Below are 20371 nucleotides of genomic sequence, written 5' to 3' on the forward strand. Positions count from 1 at the left end.
TCAGACGTTGAACATGGCGCGGAGTTCCGCCAGATCCTCGGCACGCTCTTCCAGGAACGCGATCGGCTCGCCGGGTGGGGGCGGGGTGATCCCGAGGACCTCGAAGGCCGCGACATCGGTGGCATCGGGCACGGCCTCGCCTTCGGCGCGGCGGGCCGCCCATTCCGCCACCAGGGCGAGGCTGGCGTAGTCCGGTTCGCTGGCGCGATAGCCCCAGTCTCCGGCGTGTTCAGCGACCGTTACCAGGTCACCGCCCAGATCCCAGTAGTTGATCACCAGGACGCCGGCAAGATTGCTCAGGCGCCGCACCAGCGACTGTACGCGCTCGCGGTCGGGTTGATCCTCGCGCAGTTCCACGAACTGGATGATCGGGACCGCGCCGATCCCGGCGACCAGCCCGGCCAGCAGCGCCCGCTCGCGGTCCAGCTGCTTCAGCGAGTCCGCGATGAGGTAGCTGTAGGCCGATTGCAGGGCGCCGTGTTTCCAGCTGGCCTCCATCGCGTCGCGGGTCGCGGCGTGCTTGGCCTTGAATGCCTGGCGCAGGGCCATGTTCATCGCCAGCATACGAGTGTTGCGAAAGCCCAGGCGGTTCACGGCGTCGCGCACGGACTGGATCTGCTTCGCGGCGCGAAACAGCGGGCTGTTGGTGGCGTGCAGCAGCGCACCGGCGATGGTCCCGTCGCGCTGGATGACCTCGGTGAGCTTGTCCAGGTCGGCATCCGGATCGTTGGTCAGTTCCTGGATGCGCAGCGCGATCTCCGGCATGGTCGGCAATTCCAGCCGATTGCTGGTGATCAGGTCGTAGAGCTCGCCGAAGAAGGCGCCCTCGGTGTCGTCCAGGTCGGTGTCGTGTACCACCAGCGAGGCACTGTGGGCCTTCTTCAGCGCCGCTGTGGGGATCTCCAGCAACTGGCAGGTCTTCTCGGTAATGAGGAAGTCCTGTTGCCCGATGTTCTGGTCGAACATCTGCAGGGGGCCGTCCGGATCGGTCGAATCCAGGGTGATGCGGGCCGGACTGCCACCGCTGACGCGGACCAGCTGGCCGCGCACCAGAAACAGGTAGCGATCCTCGACTTCCTGCGGACGCAGGCGCCGCCCGGCGTCCAGCTCCCGGGCCTGGCAGGCCGCGGCCAGTTCGCTGCGGGCTTGCTCCGACAGGCTGGAGGTCAGGTCCAGGTCCTGAAGCAGGGCATCAATGCTGGTGCTATCCATGGGGCGGTTCCCGATCCGTGCTGTGCCAATCCGTTCCCGCGCTGCAGCGCCGCGGGGCGTACCCGCCACGCGGGTTACTCGACTGGCGCCAGTGTAGCATCCGATCCGGCGGCGGGAAGCGCTGACGCCGCCCCACGGCAGGCGAAGCGCGGCCGGTCGTCGGCGTCGATCAAGTCATGGGCTTGCAAAAAAACCCGTGCGTCGGCGGCATCTTCGCGGAACCAGGCGGCGGTGCTTTCCAGGCGGAAGCTGTAGCCCCAGGCGTCCATGTCCCGCATCAGCCGGTCGCGGCCGACGCCGGGGATCTCGTCGGCCAGCAGGATCTGCAGATAACATACCCCGCACTCCTCCAGGTCGTCGCCGCCCGCATTGGTATGCAGGGCGGCGCGCCGCCCTGCATCCATGCAGATGACGTGTCCGGCCTCGTGCAGGGCCGAGTGGATGGGGGTGTCGGGGCGCACATGCACGTCATGGCCGACGATCCCGGCCTCGGGTTCGCCCCACCAGCTGCCGGGCAGCGGCGCCTGGGCCGGGTGCATGACCAGGCCCAGGCCGTAGCGGGCGAACAGGGTCACGAGCGCGTCCTGCAGGCCCGGCTCGCCACAGGTCTGGATCGCGGGGTTGTTCATGTATCGGAGTCGTCGGGCAGGGCCGTGGTGCGCTTGCGGCTGCGCCGCGGGCATTCCTCGGGGTGCTCGCGGCACCAGGCGTCGACCCGCTCGGTGAGGTCGTCCTGAAAGCACAGCAGATAGAACCGCGCCTGCTCGCGGTTGGCGATGGCGGGCCGCCCCAGGGTGTCCACTACGCCGGTGCGCAGCGCCGCGATGATCGCGTTGGCGGCCTTCCTCTGCGGCCAGGCGGTGATCTGCTCCCAGGCCTCGGGCGTGAAGTACAGGCGCAGGAGGTCGGGGCGGGTGGTCAGCAGCATGCGCGTCACGTTGCGCAGGGTGGTCTCGGCCTCGCCCCAGTCGTGTACCAGGCCGCCCTCCAGCAGGCGTTCGATCTCCTCGCGACCCTTGGGCGACAGCATCGACACGTGCGCTGAACGCCTCAGGCGTTCGGGGCATCCTCGGGGGTGAAGGCGCGGATGGACAGGGCGTGGACCTCGCCGGAGTCGATCTGCTCGCGTACGGTGGCGTAGACGGTCTGGTGCTTCTTTACCGCGTTCATGCCGGCAAACTGCGGGCTGACGACCAGCGCCTCGAACTTGCCCTCGCCCCCGGTAACTTCTACCTTCTCGGCCGACGGCAGGCCGGCGCGAATGAGTTCGGCCACTTGATTGGCATCCATGATGAGTCCTTTGATTGGTGCGAATGGGTCAGCCGCGGATGATAGCCGGGCGATGGGCCGGACAGAAGTGCCCCCACGCCGGGAACTCGTTCCCGCGGCGCGGGTTCGTATGAAAACACCTGCATGGATTGTCGGGCTGGTTTGGGTTGCTCCGGGTTGGCTGCGCTAGCATCAGGTCACTAACATTCGGCCCACCGGGCCATGGAGGCAATCGCAATGATCTTCAAGCAACTGTTCGAGGACGAGTCGTCCACCTATACCTATCTTCTGAGCTGCCCGGATACCGGTAAGACCGCATTGATCGACCCGGTCATCGAAACCGTCGACCGCGATATGCGCGTGCTGCAGGAGATGGGCCTGAGTCTCGACTACGTCATCGAGACCCACATCCATGCCGACCACATCACCGGCGCCCGCATGCTGCGCGAAAAGACCGGCTGCAAGCTGGGCGGGCCGGCGATGGACGAACTGCCCTGCCGCGATTTCGGCCTGCGCGAAGGCGAGCCCTTCCAGGTGGGTAACCTGGTGGTCAACCCGCTCTATACCCCGGGTCACACGGATGCCCACCATGCCTACCTGATGGATCACGTGGGCATGAAGATGCTGTTTTCGGGCGATGCGCTGCTGATCGAGGCCTGCGGCCGCACCGACTTCCAGTCCGGCGATGCCAAGACCCTCTACCACTCGATCCACGACAAGTTCTTCACCCTGCCGGACGAGACCCTGGTGTATCCCGCGCACGACTACGAGGAGCGCCAGATCACGACCATTGGTCAGGAGAAGATGCGCAACCCGCGCCTGGGCAAGGGCAAGCCGGAGGCCGAGTTCGTGAAGATCATGGACGAGATGGATCTGCCCTATCCGAAGAAGATCGACTGGGCCCTGCCCGGTAACGAGGGCTGCGGGATCTGCCCGGACAACCTGCCGGAAGAGAAGCAGCGGCTCTGCGAGACCGACCAGCAGGGCTAGTCTGCCCCTGTCCGGTGGCTCCGCTCGGAGCCACCGGTCCCCAATGTTCATCCGGTGGGCGGTTTTTTCGGTCCACCGGACCCCGTACACTCCCGCGATGGTCGACTACACACCAGTTGATGCGCAGGGCCCGCTTGATTTGCTGGGCCCGCTGGACCGCCTGCGCGCGATCATGGCGCGGCTGCGTGATCCCGAATCCGGCTGTGCCTGGGATCGGGCACAGACGGCCGGGACCATCGTCCCGTTCACCCTGGAAGAGGCCTATGAACTGGCCGACGTGATTGCCCGCGACCAGGGCGCGGCGGCGGACACCCGCGAGCTGCGCGACGAGCTGGGGGACCTGCTGTTCCAGGTGGTATTCCAGGCGCGCATCGCCGAGGAGGCCGGGCGTTTCGATCTGGATGATGTAGCGCGCGCGATCGGCGACAAGCTGGTGCGCCGGCATCCGCACGTGTTTGCCGATGTCGAGCATGCCTCGGATGCGGAGCGCGAGGCGGCCTGGGAGGCGGACAAGGCCCGGGAGCGTGCCGATCGCGCGCAGACCAGCGCCATGGACGACATCCCGCTGGCTCTGCCGGCCCTGTCGCGGGCGGTGAAGAGCCAGCGCCGCGCCGCCCGGCTCGGTTTTGACTGGGACGATCCGGCGCCGGTGGTCGCCAAGATCCACGAGGAGCTGGCCGAGGTACAGGAGGCCGTGGATCAGGGCGAGGCCGAGGCGCGCATCGCCGAGGAGGTCGGTGATGTGCTGTTCGCGGTCAGTAACTGGGCGCGCCACCTGGGCGTGGACCCGGAAGGCGCGCTGCGCGGGAGTACGCGCAAGTTCGAGGCCCGCTTCCGACATATGGAGGCCCTGGCCGCCGAGCGCGGCGAGACCCTGGGCGCGCTGGACTTCGCGGCCCAGGAGGCCCTTTATCAGGAGGCGCGGCGCCGCGAGCGCCAGCCTTACGACGAATTCGAGACCAAGGACCCGACATGAGCGACGCCGTCGAACTGCCCGACCATTTCCTGCCGGCCCGGATCGAGATGATCGAGCAGGTCACCCCGCTGATCAAGGTGTTCACCCTGGCCGCGGACCCGCAGCGCTTTACCAGCAAGGCCGGCCAGTGGCTGGATCTGGTGATCCCGCAGCCCGAGGGCAAGCCCTTCGTCGGTGGCTATTCGGTGGTCTCTGCGCCGCGCGCGGATGGCCGCTTGCAACTGGCCATCAAGTACGCCGACCACCACCACGCGACGCATCACCTGCACGCGATCGCGCAGGAAGGCGACACCGTGTACATCACCCCGGGGCAGGGCAGCTTTTTCTTCGAGCCTGGCATGGCGAAGAACGTAGTGCTGCTGGGGGCCGGCATCGGGGTCACGCCGCTGTTCGGCATCCTGCGCGCGATCCACGCCGACATGCCCGAGGTCTATGCGCATCTGGTGTATAGCGTGGCGCACCAGGACGAGGTGCTGTTCCCGCAGGAGCTGGAGGCGATGGCCACGGCGCCGAATATCGACGTCAGCCTGACCGTGACCCGCGAGGCCGAGGATTGGCTGGGCCACACCGGGCGCATCAGCCATCGGCTGCTGGAGTCGCTCGATCTGCCGCGCGACGCGCTGTTCTACTTTTGCGGTTCGCGCGAGTTCATCGAGGACATGGCCACCCTGCTGGCGGAGTGGGGCATCCCCGAGGGGCAGCTGAAATACGAGAAGTGGTGGTAACGCGCCGCGCGGTGCTCGAAGTCAGAAGGCTTACGGCCGGCGGGTGTCGCCCGGGCGCAGTGCGTTTTCTGGGGCGAGGATGGTTGGCTGGCTGTCCAGGGCCGGGTCGGTGTCCGGGTAGTCGCGGATAAAGTGCAGCCCGCGGCTCTCCTTGCGTGACAGGGCACTCTTTACGATGATCTCCGCGACCATGGCCAGGTTGCGCAGCTCCAGCAGGTCCGGCGAGATGCGGAAGTGGCTGTAATACTCGTGGATCTCCTCCTGCAGGATGCGGATGCGCCGCTCGGCGCGGTGCAGGCGCTCGCGGGCGCGCACGATGCCCACGTAGTCCCACATCAGCCGGCGCAGCTCGTCCCAGTCGTGGGCCACCACCACTTCTTCCTGCGACTCGGTCACCCGGGATTCGTCCCAGGCCGGCGGCACCGGGAGCTTCTCGGGAGTGGGAAGGTCGGTCTGCGACAGGATGTGGTCGGCCGCGGCACGGGCATACACCAGGCACTCCAGTAGTGAGTTGCTGGCCATACGGTTGGCACCATGCAGGCCTGTGTAAGAGGCCTCGCCGGCGGCGTACAGCCCCGGCAGGTCGGTCTGGCCGAAGTGATTCACCATCACACCGCCGCAGGTGTAGTGCGCGGCCGGCACCACCGGCAGCGGCTCGCGGGTCATGTCGAAGCCGAATTCCAGGCAGCGCTCATGGATCGTGGGGAAGTGCTCGCGGATGAATTCGGCCGGCTTGTGGCTGATGTCGAGGTTCACGTGGTCGATGCCGAGGCGTTTCATCTCGTGGTCGACCGCGCGCGCGACGATGTCGCGCGGGGCCAGTTCGGCGCGCTCGTCGAAACGCGGCATGAACCGCTCGCCGTTCGGCAGGAGCAGGACCCCGCCCTCGCCGCGGACCGCCTCGGAGATCAGGAACGACTTGGCCCGCGGGTGGAACAGGCAGGTCGGGTGAAACTGCATGAACTCCATGTTGGCGATGCGACAGCCAGCGCGCCAGGCCATCGCAATGCCGTCGCCGGTGGAGCCGTCGGGATTGGAACTGTAGAGATAGACCTTGCTCGCGCCGCCGGTGGCGAGGATCACGGTCGGGGCGAGGATGGTCTCCACCTCACGGGTCTTGGCGTCCTGCACGTAGGCACCGATCACGCGCCGGCTGCCATCCACCGGGTGAGTGATCAGGTCCACGGCGACGTGGCGCTCGAACACCTCGATGCTGCCCTGGCCCGAGGCGCTGCGCACCAGGGCCTCCTCGATCGCGCGGCCCGTGGCATCGGCGGCGTGCGCGACGCGCCGCGCACTGTGCCCGCCCTCGCGGGTCAAGTGCAGTCGGCTGCGGCCTTCAAGTGGTTCGCGGGTGAACGGGACCCCGAGATTGAGCAGCCAGTGAATCGCCTCGGGGCCCGCCGCCACAGTGCGGCGCACGGCATCCGCGTCACACAGGCCGGCGCCGGCGTCCAGGGTGTCCTGGATGTGGGCATCGAAGGAGTCGGTCCGGTCCAGGACCGCCGAGATTCCGCCCTGGGCATAGCGGGTGGAGCCCTCGTCCACCGGGCCCTTGCTGATCACGGTAACGCGACGATGCGGGGCCAGATGCAGGGCCGCGGAGAGCCCCGCCGCGCCGCTTCCGATGACGAGGACGTCCGCCAGGCGCGGTTGTTGTACTGTCCCCATGGGTCAGGTAACGTGCTGCGCTTGTTGCCAGAGCGAAATGTGGCCCTTGCGCAACAGTGTTGTGCGCAAAGCGAACTTAATGCGAGTCAGGCGGTCCATGCAACATAGAATACCGGAGACTGGCGTGTTGGCGGGAGTCCCCGCATGAGCGAGAAGGCTTCCGACGAGGCCCTGGTCAAGCGAGTCCAGAAAGGCGACAAGGCGGCCTTCGACGTTCTGGTGCTGAAGTACCAGCACAAGATCGTCAACCTGGTCGGGCGCTATGTCCATGACCATGCAGCGGCCCTGGACGTGTCCCAGGAGGCCTTCATCAAGGCCTACAAGGGGCTGGCGAACTTTCGTGGCGAGAGCGCGTTCTATACGTGGCTTTACCGCATCGCCATCAATACGGCCAAGAATCACCTTGTCTCCCAGGGACGGCGGCGGCCCGAGGCCGAAATCGATGCGCAGGACGCGGAACAGATGGGCGGTGACTCCGCCCTGAAGGACAGTGCAACCCCGGAGGGGGAACTGTTGTCCGAAGAGATTGAAGGGGCGGTGCGTCGCACCATCGAGGAATTGCCCGACGACCTTCGGATGGCCATCACACTGCGCGAGATCGAGGGACTGAGTTACGAGGAAATCGCGCAGACGATGGGATGCCCGATCGGCACGGTCCGGTCACGTATCTTCCGGGCCCGCGAGGCCATCGACCGGACCTTGCGTCCTTTGTTAGACAACCACTGAACGAGTAGCGCCATGACAGAGCAAGTCTCAAAGAATGAACGTCTTTCGGCCCTGGTGGACGGAGAAACGGATGACTTCGAGACGCGTCGCTTGATGGATGAACTGGTCAAGTCCGAAGAGGACCGCGGCCAGTGGGAACGCTATCACCTGATCGGCGACAGTCTGCGCGGCGGGATGCGCCGCACGGCCCCCGCGAACTTCATGGACGGTGTCCATGCGGCCCTGGCCGACGAGGCCCCGCTGTCGGCTGCCCACAAATCGGCTCATCCGCGCTGGCTTAAGCCGGTTGCGGGCACCGGCGTGGCCGCCGCGGTCGCGATGGTGACCCTGGTCGGGATGCAGATGATCGGCCCCGACACGGGTACGCAAGAGGCCGCTCCGGTCGCCAGCGAGACCCGTACCCCGGCACAGGTCGCCGATGGCGTGCAGCGGGCCAGTAACACCGACGTCGAGGCCCCGGCCGCCGGACGCGAGTCGCTGGATCCACGCTTTGCCCGCTACCTCGAAAATCACGCGGAACTGACCGGGCCGGGTTCCACCGCCCTGGGCCGGGTTCGTTACTCGGTGAGTGACGAGTAACGCGTGATGCGCCGCGGCCTGCCGTTCGTCCTGGTTGCCGCCGCTGCACTTTGCTGCGTTCCGTTGCCGGTTTTGGCCGGGGATCAATCCCCGGCAGACTGGCTGCAGCGGATGACCAGCAGCCTGCATTCGGAGAGTTATCAGGGAACTTTCGTGCTCCAGCGGGAGGACCGACTGGACGCCATTCGTGTGGTGCACGCCGCCGAGAACGGTGGCTACCGCGAGCGCCTGGAAACCCTGACCGGAACCCACCGCGAGATCGTGCGGTCGGTCGACCGTCTGAGCGCGTTGAAGGGTGCCCGGGCCGCGGCCGGCGAGGGCGCTGGCGGGGCCCCGCACTGGCCGGCCGGAGCACCGGTCTTTCTGCTCGAACATCACGATCAGTACGCCCTGGAAGACATGGGCGTGGACCGTGTCGCCGGACTCGAGTGCCGCATGATCCTTGCGCGTGCCCGCGACATGCTGCGTTACAGCCATCGCTACTGCCTGCACACCGCGACCGCACTCCCCTTGCTCAGCGAACTGTACGACGGTCACGGGGCGCTGCTCGAACGTCTGGCCTTTACCGATCTCGAACGTCTTGACGAGGTCGCGGAAACCGCCCTCGAAGCGACCCGCGAGGACGCCGAGCATGTCGAGGTGCGGGCCGACCATGGGCACAAGAAGCCCGACTGGGACGAACAGACCGGCATGGACGGCTGGGGTTTTGCCAACCTGCCGGATGGCTTCACCGCGATTGCCGCGTCCGAACGCCGTGTCGGAGATGATCAGGACAGCCTGCGTCACTTCGTGTTGAGCGACGGTCTGGCCTCGGTCTCGGTCTATATCGAGAAGGCCAGCGGCGAGCAGATGTTCGAGGGAACGACACGTGCCGGGGCCACGCACGGGGCCGCACGTTCGATTGCGGGGCACCAGGTCACTGCGGTGGGCGATGTCCCGCAGGCGACGGTGCGGGGCGTGCTGGACGCCGTGGTGCATCACCCCGGCAATTGAATCGCCACATGGGCCCGCAAACATGAGTGAATGGATCCGCGAACAGGGAACCGTGCTCTCAGTGGAGGGCTACGCGGCGCGTGTGCGCATCGAACGCCGGTCGACCTGCGGCAGTTGTTCGGCCCGGACGGGCTGTGGCAGCGGCGTCCTGTCCGAGGTGCTCGGCCGCAAGGCGGTGGAGGTGTCCATCGGCCACCCGGGCTCGCTGCAGCCGGGGGATACCGTGACTCTGGGTATTCGCGATCAGGCGCTGGTTTCGGGGGCCCTGGCGATGTACCTGCTGCCGCTCGCCGGCCTGGTGGCGGCGCCGGCACTGCTGATGCTGATCGTGCCTGGCCTCGGGGAGGGCTTTCACTTGCTGGCCGGGGCCCTGGGGTTCGCGGGTGGGCTGCTCGGCGTGCGCGCCTGGCTGCGCCGACGCGCCCCGGATCTGGCGCCGGTGCTGCTGGAGCGCCATCCGGCCACTGGAACCCACCGCGCCGCGACCCCCATGGCTGCGCCCCGGCCCTGAATCTTCGCGCCGGTCGCCGGGAACTTGTGGCCGGGCCAGCTTTCTAGAGCCATGAACCTACGACTTCCCAATGCGGGTTGGATGATGATGAAACCGATGCAATGGGCACTTGTGGCCCTGACCTTTCTCGCCCTGTCGCTGCCGGCCTCGGCGCGCATGCTGCCGGACTTCGTGCCGCTGGCGGAGGAACACAGCCCGGCGGTGGTGAATATCGCGACCACCCGCGAGCGCGAGAACCCGCATCGCAGTCAGATGCCGGACTTCGAGGGTTCGCCCTTCGAGGAACTGTTCGAGCGTTTCTTTGGGGGCCCCGGGGGCGAGGGTCAGCGCGGGCCGGAGCGCTTCGAGCGCAACTCGCTGGGTTCCGGGTTCATCTATACCGAGGACGGCTACATCATCACCGCCAATCATGTGGTGGAGGGTGCCTCGGAGGTTGTCGTGCACCTGTCCGACCGGCGCGTGTTCGACGCCGAGATCGTTGGCAAGGACCCGCAGAGTGATGTGGCCCTGCTCAAGATTGACGCCGAAAACCTGCCCACTCTGAAACTGGGTTCCTCGTCCGATCTGAAGGTCGGCGAATGGGTGCTGGCGATCGGTTCGCCGTTCGGTTTCGACCACTCGGTGACCGCAGGCATCGTCAGTGCCAAGGGGCGCAGCCTCCCGAGCGAGAATTACGTCCCGTTCATTCAGACCGATGTGGCCATCAACCCGGGCAATTCCGGTGGGCCGCTTCTGAACCTGGATGGCGAGGTGATTGGCGTCAACGCCCAGATCTACAGCCGCACCGGCGGCTTCATGGGGCTGTCCTTTGCCGTGCCCATCGAGATGGTGGGAGACGTGGTGCAGCAGTTGCGCGAGCACGGCGAGGTGACGCGTGGCTGGCTGGGTGTGCTGATCCAGGAGGTGACCCGCGAACTGGCCGACTCCTTCGGCATGGACAAGCCGGCCGGGGCGCTGGTCTCGCGCGTGCAGCCGGACAGTCCGGCGCAGAAGGCCGGTTTTGAAACCGGGGACGTGATCCTGTCGTTCAACGGTATCGAGGTGCCGAACTCGTCCGCGCTGCCGCCGATCGTCGGGCGTACGCCGGTGGGCGCCGAGGCCGAGGTCGAGGTGCGCCGCGGTGACGACACTCGCACCATCATCGTCGCGATCGAGCGTCTGCCGGAGGATATCTCCGCCCAGCGCGGCGGGCCGCAGCGCGAGGCCCCGGAGCGGACCGAACCGCAAAGCCTGTTGGGGATGGTCCTGGAGCCGCTGGATACCGAGCGCGCCGCGGAACTGGACGTCGATGGCGGCCTGGTGGTCCGGGACGTCACCGACAACCCGGCGCGCTCGGCCGGGGTGCGCTCCGGAGACGTGATCGTCCAGTTTGGTGGCCATGCGGTCGACTCGGTCGAAACGCTGGAACGCCTGATCGACGAGGTCGGTGAGCGGCGCACGGTACCGGTACTGGTGTACCGTGGCGGCAATCCGACCTATATCGCCCTGCGCGTTCCGCGGGACTGAAACCGCCTCGTGCTGCGCTCGCGCGTGTCCAACGGCGCGGGTGCTTCGGGGCAGCAATGGAGAACGGGAGGGCTGCCGGCGGGTTCGGCAGCCCTCCCGATCGTTTCTGGATGACCGAACTGACCCTTTATCATCGCGAGAGCTGCGGTCTCTGCCATGACATGCTGGCCGAGATCATGGCCCTTAAAAGCCGTTATACTTTCGCGCTTACGGTCGTCGACATCGACGAGGACCCGGACCTGCAGGCGCGTTTCAACGTCAAGGTCCCGGTGCTCGCGGTCGACGGCGACATTCTCTGCTGCCATTTCCTCGACCGAAAGGCACTGCTGGACCTACTGGCCCCTGCATGACCGAAACCCGCCTTACCCGCAATTTCTCCATCATCGCGCATATTGACCATGGCAAGTCCACGCTGGCGGACCGCCTGATCCAGGGTTGCCACGGCCTGACCGAGCGCGAGATGTCGGAGCAGGTGCTGGACTCGATGGATCTGGAACGCGAGCGCGGGATTACGATCAAGGCGCAGAGCGTGTCGCTGTACTACGACGCCCTGGATGGTCAGCGCTACCAGTTGAACCTCATCGACACCCCGGGGCACGTGGATTTCTCCTACGAGGTGTCGCGCTCTCTGTTCGCCTGCGAGGGCGCACTGCTGGTGGTCGATGCGTCGCAGGGGGTGGAGGCGCAAAGCGTCGCCAACTGCTATACCGCGCTCGACCAGGGTCTGGAGGTCGTGCCGGTCCTGAACAAGATCGACCTGCCGGCCGCCGAGCCGGATCGGGTGGCGGCCGAGATCGAGGACGTGATCGGTATCGAGGCGACCGACGCCCTGCGGGTCTCCGCGAAGACCGGCGAGGGGATGGCCGAACTGCTGGAAGAGATCGTGCGTCGTATCCCGCCGCCGGAGGGCGATTCCGAGGCCGCGCCCAAGGCGCTGGTGATCGACTCCTGGTACGACAATTACCTGGGAGTGGTCGCGCTGGTGCGGGTCAAGGCCGGGCGCTTCCGCGCCGGGCAGAAGATCAAGGCGATGTCGGTCGGGCGCGCCCACGAGGTCAGCCGGGTGGGTGTGTTCACGCCCAAGCCGGTGGATCGCGCGACCCTGGAGGTCGGCGATGTCGGGTATCTGATCGCGACCATCAAGGACATCTCCGGGGCCAAGGTCGGGGACACCTTCACCGATTTCAACAACTCGGCCACCGAGCCTGTGCCGGGTTTCCAGGAGGTTCAGCCGCGGGTGTTCGCCGGGCTGTTCCCGGTCAGCGCGGAGGACTTCAACGACCTGCGCGATGCCCTGGACAAGCTGCGCCTGAATGACGCCGCGCTGTCCTTCGAGCCGGAGACCTCGCAGGCACTGGGCTTCGGCTTTCGCTGCGGCTTCCTCGGCATGCTGCACATGGAGATCGTGCAGGAGCGCCTGGAGCGTGAATACGACCTCGACCTGATCACCACCGCGCCCACCGTGGTCTACGAGGTGGAAAGAAGCGATGGCGAGGTGGTGACGGTGCACAACCCCTCCGAGCTGCCGCCGAACAACGAAATTTTAGAGATCCGCGAGCCGATCATCGAGGCCAATATCCTGGTCCCGCAGGAATATGTCGGCGCGGTGATCACGCTGTGTGTGGAGAAGCGCGGGTCGCAGACCAAGATGCAGTACCTCGGGCGCCAGGTGCAGCTGTCCTACGAGTTGCCGATGTCCGAGGTGATGCTGGACTTCTTTGATCGGCTGAAGTCCGCCACCCGTGGCTATGCCTCGTTCGACTATCAGCCGCTGCGGTTCCAGGCGGCCCCGCTGGTGCGTGTGGATATCCTGATCAACGGCGACCGGGTGGATGCCCTGTCGGCGATTGTGCATCGCGACCACTCGGAGTCGCGCGGGCGACAGATCATCGAACGTATGGCCAAGATCATCCCGCGCCAGATGTACGAGGTGGCGATCCAGGCAGCGATCGGGTCGAAGATCATTGCGCGCTCCACGGTCAAGGCGATGCGCAAGAACGTCCTGGCCAAGTGCTACGGCGGGGATGTCTCGCGCAAGCGCAAGCTGCTGGAAAAGCAGAAGGCCGGCAAGAAACGCATGAAGTCGATCGGTAGAGTGGATGTGCCGCAGGAGGCCTTCCTCGCGGTGCTGTCTGTGGACGACGACAAGAAGTAACCATCAGGCCTGCGGCCCGGACGGGTCGCTGGGCGATCCCCGGCGGGCCGGGAACAGAGGACACGGCATGGCAAATCTCGAACTGATCCTGGTGCTGGCAACCGCCGTGACCGGCCTGATCTGGCTGGGCTGGGTGATCCTGCGGCGGCGCCGGAGCCCCGAGCGCCAGCGCGAGATGCCCTGGTTCGTCGACTACTCGCGCTCGTTCTTCCCGGTCCTGCTGATCGTGCTGATCCTGCGCTCGTTCGTGGCCGAGCCCTTCCGTATCCCCTCGGGTTCGATGATGCCCACCCTGCTGGTGGGTGACTTCATCATGGTCAGCAAGTTTTCCTATGGCATTCGTCTGCCGGTCACCCGGACCAAGGTGTTCGACGTCGGTGAACCGGAGCGGGGCGAGGTGGTGGTGTTCAAATTCCCGCGCAACCCGGCCGAGGACTACATCAAGCGTGTGATCGGCCTGCCGGGCGACACCATCGCGTTCCGCGACCGCGTGCTCTACGTCAACGGGGAGCCGCAGTCGGCCGAGCGCGTCGGTACCTTCGAGGGCGAGGGCTCGGGGCAGGTGATGGCGGGTGCCTCGCTCTTTGAGGAGACTCTGGACGGGCGCACCTACAACACCCTGATGCGTGAGCAGCAGGCCAGTCTGGACGGCTCGGTTACCGTGCCCGATGGGCACTATTTCATGGTCGGCGACAACCGTGACAACTCCAATGACAGTCGTGTCTGGGGGTTTGTCGCCGAGGAGCACCTGGTTGGCCGGGCGCTCTTCGTCTGGCTGCATTGGGATTACAATGAAGGCCATCGGGACTTTTCCCGGATCGGCCAGGCGATTCGCTAGGGAAACAGGGGCGGGGTATTCATGCAACATTCCAGACACTCGATGCAGGGCGCGGGCGCGGTCACCATTCTCGCGCTGATTTTCCTGGCGCTGCTGGTCGGGACCTTCGTGATCAAGATGGGCACGCAGTACACCCAGTTCCTCACCGTGCGCTCGATCATGCAGGACGTCGCCACCCAGGCCGGCGCGGCCGAGAAGAGCGAACGCGAACTGTGGCGCGAGATCAACCGTCGCTTCCAGATCAATTCCGTATACGACGGGATTGTCGAGGAGGACTTCAGCGTGACCGAGAATGGCGCCAGCCGCCAGCTGCACGTGGAGTACGAGGTCCGCCGCGAATTCCTCGGCAATGTGGACGTGGTCGCGCGCTTCTCGAACAGCGAGACGCTGGCCCCCTGATGGGGTCGGCGCCGGTTTCTGGCAGGCTTTGTCGGGTGGTTTCGTGAGCCGGGATTTTCGCAGTCTGCTGCCCGCGGCCGTGCGCGACGGCGACGGGATTGACCAGGCGTTGACCCACCGCAGCGCCGGCGGGCGCAACAACGAACGCCTGGAGTTCCTGGGTGATGCCGTCCTTGGGCTGGTGATCGCCGACGCCCTGTACGAAATGCTGCCGGAGGCCCCGGAAGGGGATCTCACCCGCCTGCGTGCGGCGCTGGTCAATCGCGAGTCGCTGGCGGATCTGGCTCGGGAGACCGGCCTCGAGGGCACGCTGAACCTGGGCCAGGGCGAGCGCAAGAGCGGCGGCCAGCGGCGCGACTCCATCCTGGCCGACGCGGTGGAGGCCCTGATCGGGGTAACCTACCGCGAGGCCGGGATGGAGGCCGCGCGCGACTTTACCCTGGCGCTGTATGTCGAGCGCCTGAACGATCTCCCGTCGGCCGAATCGCTGAAGGACCCCAAGACCCGGCTGCAGGAACAACTGCAGGGCCGCAATGCGGATCTGCCGGTCTATGAGGTGCTGGAGGTGGTCGGCCCCGATCACAAGCGCCAGTTCACCGTGGCGGTCCACCTGCCCACCCAGGGCTGGGGCCAACGTGGCCAGGGCTCCTCGCGCCGTCGCGCCGAACAGGCCGCGGCCGAGGCTGCCCTGAAACGCCTGCAACAGGTACAGGAACAATGAGTGAAACCATAGCCCCCGAACCCGCCACCACGCACTGCGGGTTGGTCGCGCTGATCGGCCGACCCAATGTGGGAAAGACCACGCTGATGAACCGCCTGGTCGGCGAGAAGTTGGCGGCGACGACCCGCCGGCCGCATACCACGCGCAATCGCATCCTCGGCATCGTGACCGAGGGGCAGGACCAGGTCGTACTGATGGATACCCCGGGGATCGATACCGAGCGTACCCAGCTGGTGAATCGTGTCCTCAATCGCACGGCCAGTCAGGCGCTGGCGGATGCCGACCTGGTCTGCTTCATTGTCGAGGCCGGAGAGTTCGGCCCCGGCGACGAGCGTATCGAGGAGACTATCCGTCATTCCGGGCGTCCGGCACTCCTGGTGATCAACAAGGTTGACCAGTGTCGGGAGAAGGAAGAACTGCTGCCGTTCATCGAGGCCCGCGCCGCGGCCTTCGGCTATGTCGGCGTGGTGCCGCTTTCGGCAAAGACCGGATCCAACCTGGACGGTCTGATCGCGGAGATTCGGGCGCATATCCCGGAGGGGCCGTTCCTGTACGACCCTGATCAGCTCTCGGATCGCCCGCAGCGCTTCCGTGCCGAAGAGATGATCCGCGAGTCCATGCTGGAGCACCTGGGCCAGGAAGTCCCGTACTCGGTGGCGGTGCGTGTGGAGGAATGGTCGGACGAGCCGCGCACCACCCACATCGATGCCGTGATCCTGGTCGAGCGCGACAGCCAGAAGGGCATCGTGATTGGCAAGGGCGGGCAGCGACTCAAGCGCATCGGCCAGGCCGCGCGCGTCCAGTTGGAGGCGCTGCTGGAGCGCAAGGTGATGCTGCGCCTGACCGTGCGTGTCGAGGCCGACTGGACCCGTAACCCGCGGGCCCTGCGTGAACTCGGGATCGAAGAATCGCGGTGAGCGCGACCGCCGGGCTCACCCAGGGGGTGGTCCTGCACGCCCGCCCGCTACGCGAAAACAGCCGGGTGCTCGACCTGCTCACCGCCGGGGCCGGGCGCCTGTCGGCAGTGGTGCGCGGCAAGGCCGGATCGGTGCAGCCCTTCGTGCTGCTGGATCTCGCCTGGCGTGGGCGCGGCGAGCTGCCCACGCTGAATGTGGCCGAGCAGCAGCGGGTCTTCCCGCTGACCGGGCGGGCCCTGGTCTGCGGGCTGTACCTCAACGAGCTGATCCTGCGCCTGTACCCGCGCGACGCACCGATCCCGGAGGCGCTCCCGGCGCTGTTATCCGCTTATGCCCGGCTGGCCGCCCGCGAGCGTGCCGATACGGTCCTGCGCCGCGCGGAATGGGCCCTGCTCGCACCGCTCGATTCCGGACTCGAACACGTCGACCCGGCCGAGCTGGACCCCGATGCCTGGTATCGCTACGACCCGGAAGCGGGGATGGAACGCGTGGCCGCCGGTCGCAGCGAGGCGATCCCCGGTGTCGCGCTGCAGGCGCTGGCCAGCGCCTGCGACGTGCCGGATAATCAGGCCCGCGTCAGCCGCGACTTCATGCGCCGGCTGATCGACATCCATCTGGCCGGGCGGCCGCTGCGGACCCGGGGTCTGCTGTAGTGGCTCGGACCGCAGCCATACAAGGGCACCGCATCATGTCGCATCCTGCTCCGCTGAAGCTCGGGGTCAATCTCGACCATATCGCCACCATCCGCCAGGCGCGGCATACGCCGTATCCGGACCTGATGCAGGCCGTGCGCCTGGCCGAGGCCAGCGGGGCCGACTCGATCACCCTGCATCTGCGCGAGGATCGGCGCCATATTCAGGATGACGACGTGTTCGGGATCAAGCCGCGCCTGAAGGTCCCGATGAATCTGGAGATGGCGGCCACCGAAGGGATGCAGGCGATCGCCCTGAAGCTGCTCCCGGAGGCCTGCTGCATCGTGCCGGAAAAGCGCGAGGAGTTGACCACCGAGGGCGGCCTGGATGCCGTGGGTCAGCTGGAGCGGCTGCGCGAGTTTGTCGCGCCGCTGACCGCCGCCGGGATCGAGGTCTCGCTGTTCGTAGAGCCGGATGCGCGCCAGCTGGAGGCCGCCGTGGCCATCGGCGCCCCGGTGGTGGAGTTGCACACCGGTGCCTATGCGAATGCCCGCGATGTAGCCGAGCGCGAGCGGCTACTGGACGGGATTAACGAGGCCGCTGCGGCCGGCCGGGCCATGGGGCTGGTCATCAACGCGGGGCACGGGCTGGACTATGACAACGTGCGGCCGATTGCCGCCAACCCGGTTTTTCACGAGCTGAACATTGGGCATTCGATCGTGGCCCGGGCCCTGTTCACCGGCCTGCCCGAGGCGGTCAGCCATATGCGCGGCCTGATGGATGCCGCTCGCCAGGGTCTGCCGCCCGGTCAGTACCCGGTTTGAGCGTCGGATGATCCTGGGCATCGGAACCGATCTGGTGCAGGTCGCGCGCATGCAGGGCATGTGGGAGCGCCACGGTGCGCGCCTGGCCGAACGTATCCTGCACCCGTTGGAGCGCGAGGACCTGCCGCCGGAGCACCCGGCCGGTTTTCTCGCCCGGCGTTTTGCCGCCAAGGAGGCCCTGTCCAAGGCGCTCGGCTGCGGGATCGGCGCGGATATGGCACTGGCCGAGGCCGGCGTGACCCATGATGCCCGCGGTCGTCCGGAGTTCGTGCTGGAGGGGCGCGCCCGCGCCACGGCCGAGCGTCTGGGCGCCGGGACCATCCATCTCAGCATCAGCGACGAGCGCGATTATGCCCAGGCGTTTGTCGTGATCGAGGCCGAACCGGCTCGAGCGGGGCCCGAGTAACCCGCATTTCCCTCCGGACGTGGTTGCCCGCCCGGGTGTGCCTCCCTAGAATGTGTCCCCTTATGCCCGCCGGTCTCCATGGATTCCGCGTCGGGCGCAGCCCTGAGCGAGCGACGGAGTCCACTCCATGCCCTGGAACGAACCGGGAAATAACAACCGCGACCCCTGGAGTGGGGGCGGCGGCGGCCAGCGCGGTAGCGGTGGCGGCGGAGGCGGTAACCAGCCGCCCGACCTCGAAGAGATGATGCGCAAGCTGTCGCGGCAGCTGAGCGGGATCTTTGGCGGGGGTGACAGTGGTGGCTCCGGCGGTTCCGGGAGTGGCGGCATGGGGCGTGGCACGCAGGCCCTGGTCAGCCTGGGTCTGATCATTGCCGTGGTCGTCTGGCTGGCCTCTGGGTTCCATATCATCTCGGAAGGCGAGCGCGGCGTCGTGTTGCGCTTCGGCGAGTTCCAGCAAGTGAAGAACCCGGGTCCGGGCTGGCACCTGCCGTACCCGATCGAGCGCGTCGAGATCGAGAATGTCGACAACGTGCGAACCCTCTCCCATCGCGCCCTGATCGTGACCGGCGATGAAAACATCATCGACGTCGATATCGCGGTGCAGTACCGCGTCCTCGATCTGGTCGATTATCTGTTCAATGTGCGCGACCCCGACACCACCGTGAACCAGGTGATGGAGTCGGCGATACGCGAGCGCATCGGCAAGAACAACCTCGACTTCATTCTCGGCGAGGGGCGTGGCGAGATCGCATCCTCCTCGCGGGTAGTGATGCAGGAAAACCTCGATTCATATGGCGCGGGCATTATCGTGACTGCCGTGTCCATGCAGCAGGCGCAGCCGCCGGAGCCGGTACAGGAATCCTTTGCCGACGCCATCCGCGCCCGCGAGGACGAGGTGCGCTTCCGCAACGAGGCCGAGGCCTACGCCAATGGCGTGATCCCGCGGGCCCGCGGTCAGGCCGCCCGCGTCATCGAGGAGGCCGAGGGTTACCAGGATCAGGTGATTGCGCGCGCCGAAGGTGACGCCTCTCGCTTCGATCAGTTGCTGGCCGAATACCAGCAGGCGCCGGAGGTGACCCGCGATCGTCTGTACCTCGAGGCCGTCGAGGCCGTGCTGCAGGATTCCCGCAAGGTGATGCTGGATGTCGGCAGCAGCAACAACCTGATGATGCTGCCGCTGGATCAACTGTTCCAGGGGCAGCGCTCCACCACTAATTCCGGTGACACGCCAACACCGCGGCCGCTGGATACCAGCCGCAGCACGTTCGGCAACAGTGGCACGGGCACGAACCGACTGGGCGATCGCAGCCCGGCCGCCCAGCGTTCGCGGGAGGTTCGCTAATGTTACGCATCGTCGGTATTGCCGTAGTCGTGCTCGGGATCGTGGTCGCGTTGTCGACCTACACCGTCGACGAGCGCGATCGCGTGATCAAGTTCGCCCTTGGGGAGATTCGCGAGGTCGACCCGGCCCCTGGGCTGCACTTCAAGTTCCCGTTGATCCAGAACGTCGAGAAGTTCGACGCCCGGATCATGACGCTGAACATCCCGCCGGATCGGTTCCTGACCTCCGAGGCGAAGAACATCATTGTCGATTTCTACGCCAAGTGGCGGATCGACGATGTCGGCCAGTTCTATCGTGCCACTCGTGGTGACGAGCGCCTGGCCGAGGAGCGCCTGGCGCAGATCCTGCGCGACGGGATGCGTAACGAGTTTGCGCGCTTCGAGTTGCAGGACGTGGTCGCTGGCGAACGCCTGACGATCATGGGTGCGGTGCGCCAGACCGCGCTGGAGACCGCGCAGGAGCTGGGGATCGACCTGGTCGATGTCCGCATCCGCCGCATGGACCTCCCGGAGGAGGTGTCCGAGTCGGTGTACGAGCGTATGCGCGCCGAACGTCAGCGGGTCGCCCAGGATTTCCGCGCCCGCGGTCAGGAAGAGGCCGAACGCATCCGCTCGCGCGCCGACCGTGAACGCACGGTCATCCTGGCGAATGCCTATCGTGACTCGGAAGAGATCCGCGGTGCGGGTGATGCCATCGCCACCGAGACGCTGGGACGTTCGTTTGGCGAGGATCAGGAGTTCTTCCGCTTCTATCGGAGCCTGATTGCCTACCGCAACAGCATGAGCGGCGAAAACAGCACCTTTATCCTGGAGCCGAACTCCGAGTTCTTCCAGTTCTTCAACGCCCCTGGTGGCGAACGCCCGGCGCCGCTGCCGACCCGGTAACGGGGTTCGGTTGCGGGCAGCCGTGGCTGCCTTGAAGGTGGCCGTTTGCAACGGGCCCGGAAGATTCCGGGCCCGACTTTTGCCGGGCCGCCAAG

The 20371-nt window shown here is 66.5% G+C and carries 24 protein-coding genes; 19 read left to right on the forward strand and 5 right to left on the reverse strand.

Going from position 1 to position 20371, the window contains the following annotated elements:
- The 4 genes from D578_RS0110070 to D578_RS0110085 form a co-directional block, all read right to left on the reverse strand.
- On the reverse strand, positions 1-1212 hold the full coding sequence (locus tag D578_RS0110070; protein WP_018949833.1) for an HDOD domain-containing protein: 1212 nt from the start codon (positions 1210-1212) through the stop codon (positions 1-3).
- Between the two features lie 74 nt (positions 1213-1286).
- Complete coding sequence (locus tag D578_RS0110075; RefSeq protein WP_018949834.1) at positions 1287-1841, reverse strand: hypothetical protein; 555 nt, start codon at positions 1839-1841, stop codon at positions 1287-1289.
- A complete protein-coding gene (locus tag D578_RS0110080) occupies positions 1838-2242 on the reverse strand; it encodes a hypothetical protein (RefSeq protein ID WP_018949835.1) in 405 nt (134 codons plus the stop codon). The genes D578_RS0110075 and D578_RS0110080 overlap by 4 nt, the downstream gene beginning before the upstream one ends.
- Positions 2243-2262: 20 nt before the next feature.
- Entirely contained in the window at positions 2263-2502 is a 240-nt protein-coding gene (locus tag D578_RS0110085; RefSeq protein ID WP_018949836.1) for a BolA family protein, read from the reverse strand.
- Positions 2503-2718: 216 nt separating this feature from the next.
- Here D578_RS0110085 and D578_RS0110090 point away from each other — a divergent pair, with 216 nt between their 5' ends.
- Genes D578_RS0110090 through D578_RS0110100 form a run of 3 tightly spaced genes read left to right on the forward strand, consistent with a single transcriptional unit; the run spans position 2719 to position 5172 of the window.
- Positions 2719-3471, forward strand: a complete 753-nt coding sequence (locus tag D578_RS0110090) for an MBL fold metallo-hydrolase (protein ID WP_018949837.1) — start codon at positions 2719-2721, stop codon at positions 3469-3471.
- Between the two features lie 43 nt (positions 3472-3514).
- Positions 3515-4447 carry a nucleoside triphosphate pyrophosphohydrolase gene (gene mazG, locus D578_RS0110095; RefSeq protein WP_018949838.1) on the forward strand — a complete coding sequence of 311 codons (933 nt, stop codon included), beginning with the start codon at positions 3515-3517 and terminating at the stop codon, positions 4445-4447.
- Positions 4444-5172, forward strand: a complete 729-nt coding sequence (locus D578_RS0110100; protein ID WP_018949839.1) for a ferredoxin--NADP reductase — start codon at positions 4444-4446, stop codon at positions 5170-5172. Before mazG ends, D578_RS0110100 begins: the two co-directional genes overlap by 4 nt.
- Before the next feature lie 30 nt (positions 5173-5202).
- Here D578_RS0110100 and nadB read toward each other — a convergent pair whose 3' ends face one another.
- Positions 5203-6843, reverse strand: a complete 1641-nt coding sequence (nadB, locus tag D578_RS0110105; protein WP_018949840.1) for an L-aspartate oxidase — start codon at positions 6841-6843, stop codon at positions 5203-5205.
- Positions 6844-6987: 144 nt separating this feature from the next.
- Between nadB and rpoE the strand changes: the two genes are divergently transcribed.
- The 16 genes from rpoE (at position 6988) to hflC (ending at position 20276) form a co-directional block, all read left to right on the forward strand.
- The gene (rpoE, locus tag D578_RS0110110) at positions 6988-7569 is read left to right on the forward strand and encodes an RNA polymerase sigma factor RpoE (RefSeq protein WP_018949841.1); all 582 of its coding nucleotides are present in this window, start codon (positions 6988-6990) and stop codon (positions 7567-7569) included.
- 12 nt (positions 7570-7581) lie between these two features.
- Positions 7582-8148, forward strand: a complete 567-nt coding sequence (locus D578_RS0110115) for a sigma-E factor negative regulatory protein (protein WP_018949842.1) — start codon at positions 7582-7584, stop codon at positions 8146-8148.
- 6 nt (positions 8149-8154) lie between these two features.
- A complete protein-coding gene (locus D578_RS0110120) occupies positions 8155-9141 on the forward strand; it encodes a MucB/RseB C-terminal domain-containing protein (protein ID WP_018949843.1) in 987 nt (328 codons plus the stop codon).
- Between the two features lie 22 nt (positions 9142-9163).
- The gene (locus D578_RS0110125) at positions 9164-9652 is read left to right on the forward strand and encodes a SoxR reducing system RseC family protein (RefSeq protein ID WP_018949844.1); all 489 of its coding nucleotides are present in this window, start codon (positions 9164-9166) and stop codon (positions 9650-9652) included.
- 81 nt (positions 9653-9733) lie between these two features.
- Entirely contained in the window at positions 9734-11158 is a 1425-nt protein-coding gene (locus tag D578_RS0110130) for a DegQ family serine endoprotease (RefSeq protein ID WP_018949845.1), read from the forward strand.
- Between the two features lie 110 nt (positions 11159-11268).
- Positions 11269-11508: a glutaredoxin family protein gene (locus D578_RS0110135; protein ID WP_018949846.1), complete on the forward strand. Its 240-nt coding sequence runs from the start codon at positions 11269-11271 to the stop codon at positions 11506-11508.
- Entirely contained in the window at positions 11505-13313 is a 1809-nt protein-coding gene (gene lepA, locus D578_RS0110140) for a translation elongation factor 4 (protein WP_018949847.1), read from the forward strand. Before D578_RS0110135 ends, lepA begins: the two co-directional genes overlap by 4 nt.
- Before the next feature lie 67 nt (positions 13314-13380).
- Complete coding sequence (gene lepB, locus D578_RS0110145) at positions 13381-14151, forward strand: signal peptidase I (RefSeq protein ID WP_018949848.1); 771 nt, start codon at positions 13381-13383, stop codon at positions 14149-14151.
- 42 nt (positions 14152-14193) lie between these two features.
- Positions 14194-14550, forward strand: coding sequence for a DUF4845 domain-containing protein (locus D578_RS0110150; protein ID WP_018949849.1), 357 nt, complete (start codon positions 14194-14196; stop codon positions 14548-14550).
- 43 nt (positions 14551-14593) lie between these two features.
- Positions 14594-15271: a ribonuclease III gene (gene rnc / locus D578_RS0110155; RefSeq protein WP_042798437.1), complete on the forward strand. Its 678-nt coding sequence runs from the start codon at positions 14594-14596 to the stop codon at positions 15269-15271.
- Entirely contained in the window at positions 15268-16188 is a 921-nt protein-coding gene (gene era / locus D578_RS0110160) for a GTPase Era (protein ID WP_018949851.1), read from the forward strand. Before rnc ends, era begins: the two co-directional genes overlap by 4 nt.
- Positions 16185-16841: a recombination protein O N-terminal domain-containing protein gene (locus tag D578_RS0110165; protein WP_018949852.1), complete on the forward strand. Its 657-nt coding sequence runs from the start codon at positions 16185-16187 to the stop codon at positions 16839-16841. Before era ends, D578_RS0110165 begins: the two co-directional genes overlap by 4 nt.
- Positions 16842-16876: 35 nt before the next feature.
- Complete coding sequence (locus tag D578_RS0110170) at positions 16877-17644, forward strand: pyridoxine 5'-phosphate synthase (RefSeq protein WP_018949853.1); 768 nt, start codon at positions 16877-16879, stop codon at positions 17642-17644.
- A 7-nt stretch (positions 17645-17651) separates the two neighbouring features.
- On the forward strand, positions 17652-18050 hold the full coding sequence (gene acpS / locus D578_RS0110175) for a holo-ACP synthase (protein WP_018949854.1): 399 nt from the start codon (positions 17652-17654) through the stop codon (positions 18048-18050).
- Between the two features lie 127 nt (positions 18051-18177).
- Complete coding sequence (gene hflK / locus D578_RS0110180) at positions 18178-19392, forward strand: FtsH protease activity modulator HflK (RefSeq protein ID WP_018949855.1); 1215 nt, start codon at positions 18178-18180, stop codon at positions 19390-19392.
- Entirely contained in the window at positions 19392-20276 is an 885-nt protein-coding gene (gene hflC, locus D578_RS0110185; protein WP_018938413.1) for a protease modulator HflC, read from the forward strand. The genes hflK and hflC overlap by 1 nt, the downstream gene beginning before the upstream one ends.
- The last annotated feature ends 95 nt before the right edge of the window (positions 20277-20371 follow it).

It is taken from the genome of Thioalkalivibrio sp. ALMg11 (assembly GCF_000377905.1).
Taxonomy (GTDB): Bacteria; Pseudomonadota; Gammaproteobacteria; order Ectothiorhodospirales; family Ectothiorhodospiraceae; genus Thioalkalivibrio.

Bases quoted from the DNA above. Each gene is read 5' to 3' on its own strand.
- era (WP_018949851.1), top strand. From the start codon at position 15,268: ATGAGTGAAACCATAGCCCCCGAACCCGCCACCACGCACTGCGGGTTG.
- D578_RS0110130 (WP_018949845.1), top strand. From the start codon at position 9,734: ATGATGATGAAACCGATGCAATGGGCACTTGTGGCCCTGACCTTTCTC.
- mazG (WP_018949838.1), top strand. From the start codon at position 3,515: ATGTTCATCCGGTGGGCGGTTTTTTCGGTCCACCGGACCCCGTACACT.
- D578_RS0110100 (WP_018949839.1), top strand. From the start codon at position 4,444: ATGAGCGACGCCGTCGAACTGCCCGACCATTTCCTGCCGGCCCGGATC.
- lepB (WP_018949848.1), top strand. From the start codon at position 13,381: ATGGCAAATCTCGAACTGATCCTGGTGCTGGCAACCGCCGTGACCGGC.
- D578_RS0110150 (WP_018949849.1), top strand. From the start codon at position 14,194: ATGCAGGGCGCGGGCGCGGTCACCATTCTCGCGCTGATTTTCCTGGCG.
- lepA (WP_018949847.1), top strand. From the start codon at position 11,505: ATGACCGAAACCCGCCTTACCCGCAATTTCTCCATCATCGCGCATATT.
- D578_RS0110170 (WP_018949853.1), top strand. From the start codon at position 16,877: ATGTCGCATCCTGCTCCGCTGAAGCTCGGGGTCAATCTCGACCATATC.
- D578_RS0110075 (WP_018949834.1), bottom strand. From the start codon at position 1,841: ATGAACAACCCCGCGATCCAGACCTGTGGCGAGCCGGGCCTGCAGGAC.
- D578_RS0110125 (WP_018949844.1), top strand. From the start codon at position 9,164: ATGAGTGAATGGATCCGCGAACAGGGAACCGTGCTCTCAGTGGAGGGC.
- hflK (WP_018949855.1), top strand. From the start codon at position 18,178: ATGCCCTGGAACGAACCGGGAAATAACAACCGCGACCCCTGGAGTGGG.
- hflC (WP_018938413.1), top strand. From the start codon at position 19,392: ATGTTACGCATCGTCGGTATTGCCGTAGTCGTGCTCGGGATCGTGGTC.
- rpoE (WP_018949841.1), top strand. From the start codon at position 6,988: ATGAGCGAGAAGGCTTCCGACGAGGCCCTGGTCAAGCGAGTCCAGAAA.
- D578_RS0110135 (WP_018949846.1), top strand. From the start codon at position 11,269: ATGACCGAACTGACCCTTTATCATCGCGAGAGCTGCGGTCTCTGCCAT.
- D578_RS0110120 (WP_018949843.1), top strand. From the start codon at position 8,155: ATGCGCCGCGGCCTGCCGTTCGTCCTGGTTGCCGCCGCTGCACTTTGC.
- nadB (WP_018949840.1), bottom strand. From the start codon at position 6,843: ATGGGGACAGTACAACAACCGCGCCTGGCGGACGTCCTCGTCATCGGA.
- D578_RS0110115 (WP_018949842.1), top strand. From the start codon at position 7,582: ATGACAGAGCAAGTCTCAAAGAATGAACGTCTTTCGGCCCTGGTGGAC.
- D578_RS0110070 (WP_018949833.1), bottom strand. From the start codon at position 1,212: ATGGATAGCACCAGCATTGATGCCCTGCTTCAGGACCTGGACCTGACC.
- acpS (WP_018949854.1), top strand. From the start codon at position 17,652: ATGATCCTGGGCATCGGAACCGATCTGGTGCAGGTCGCGCGCATGCAG.
- D578_RS0110085 (WP_018949836.1), bottom strand. From the start codon at position 2,502: ATGGATGCCAATCAAGTGGCCGAACTCATTCGCGCCGGCCTGCCGTCG.
- D578_RS0110080 (WP_018949835.1), bottom strand. From the start codon at position 2,242: ATGCTGTCGCCCAAGGGTCGCGAGGAGATCGAACGCCTGCTGGAGGGC.
- D578_RS0110090 (WP_018949837.1), top strand. From the start codon at position 2,719: ATGATCTTCAAGCAACTGTTCGAGGACGAGTCGTCCACCTATACCTAT.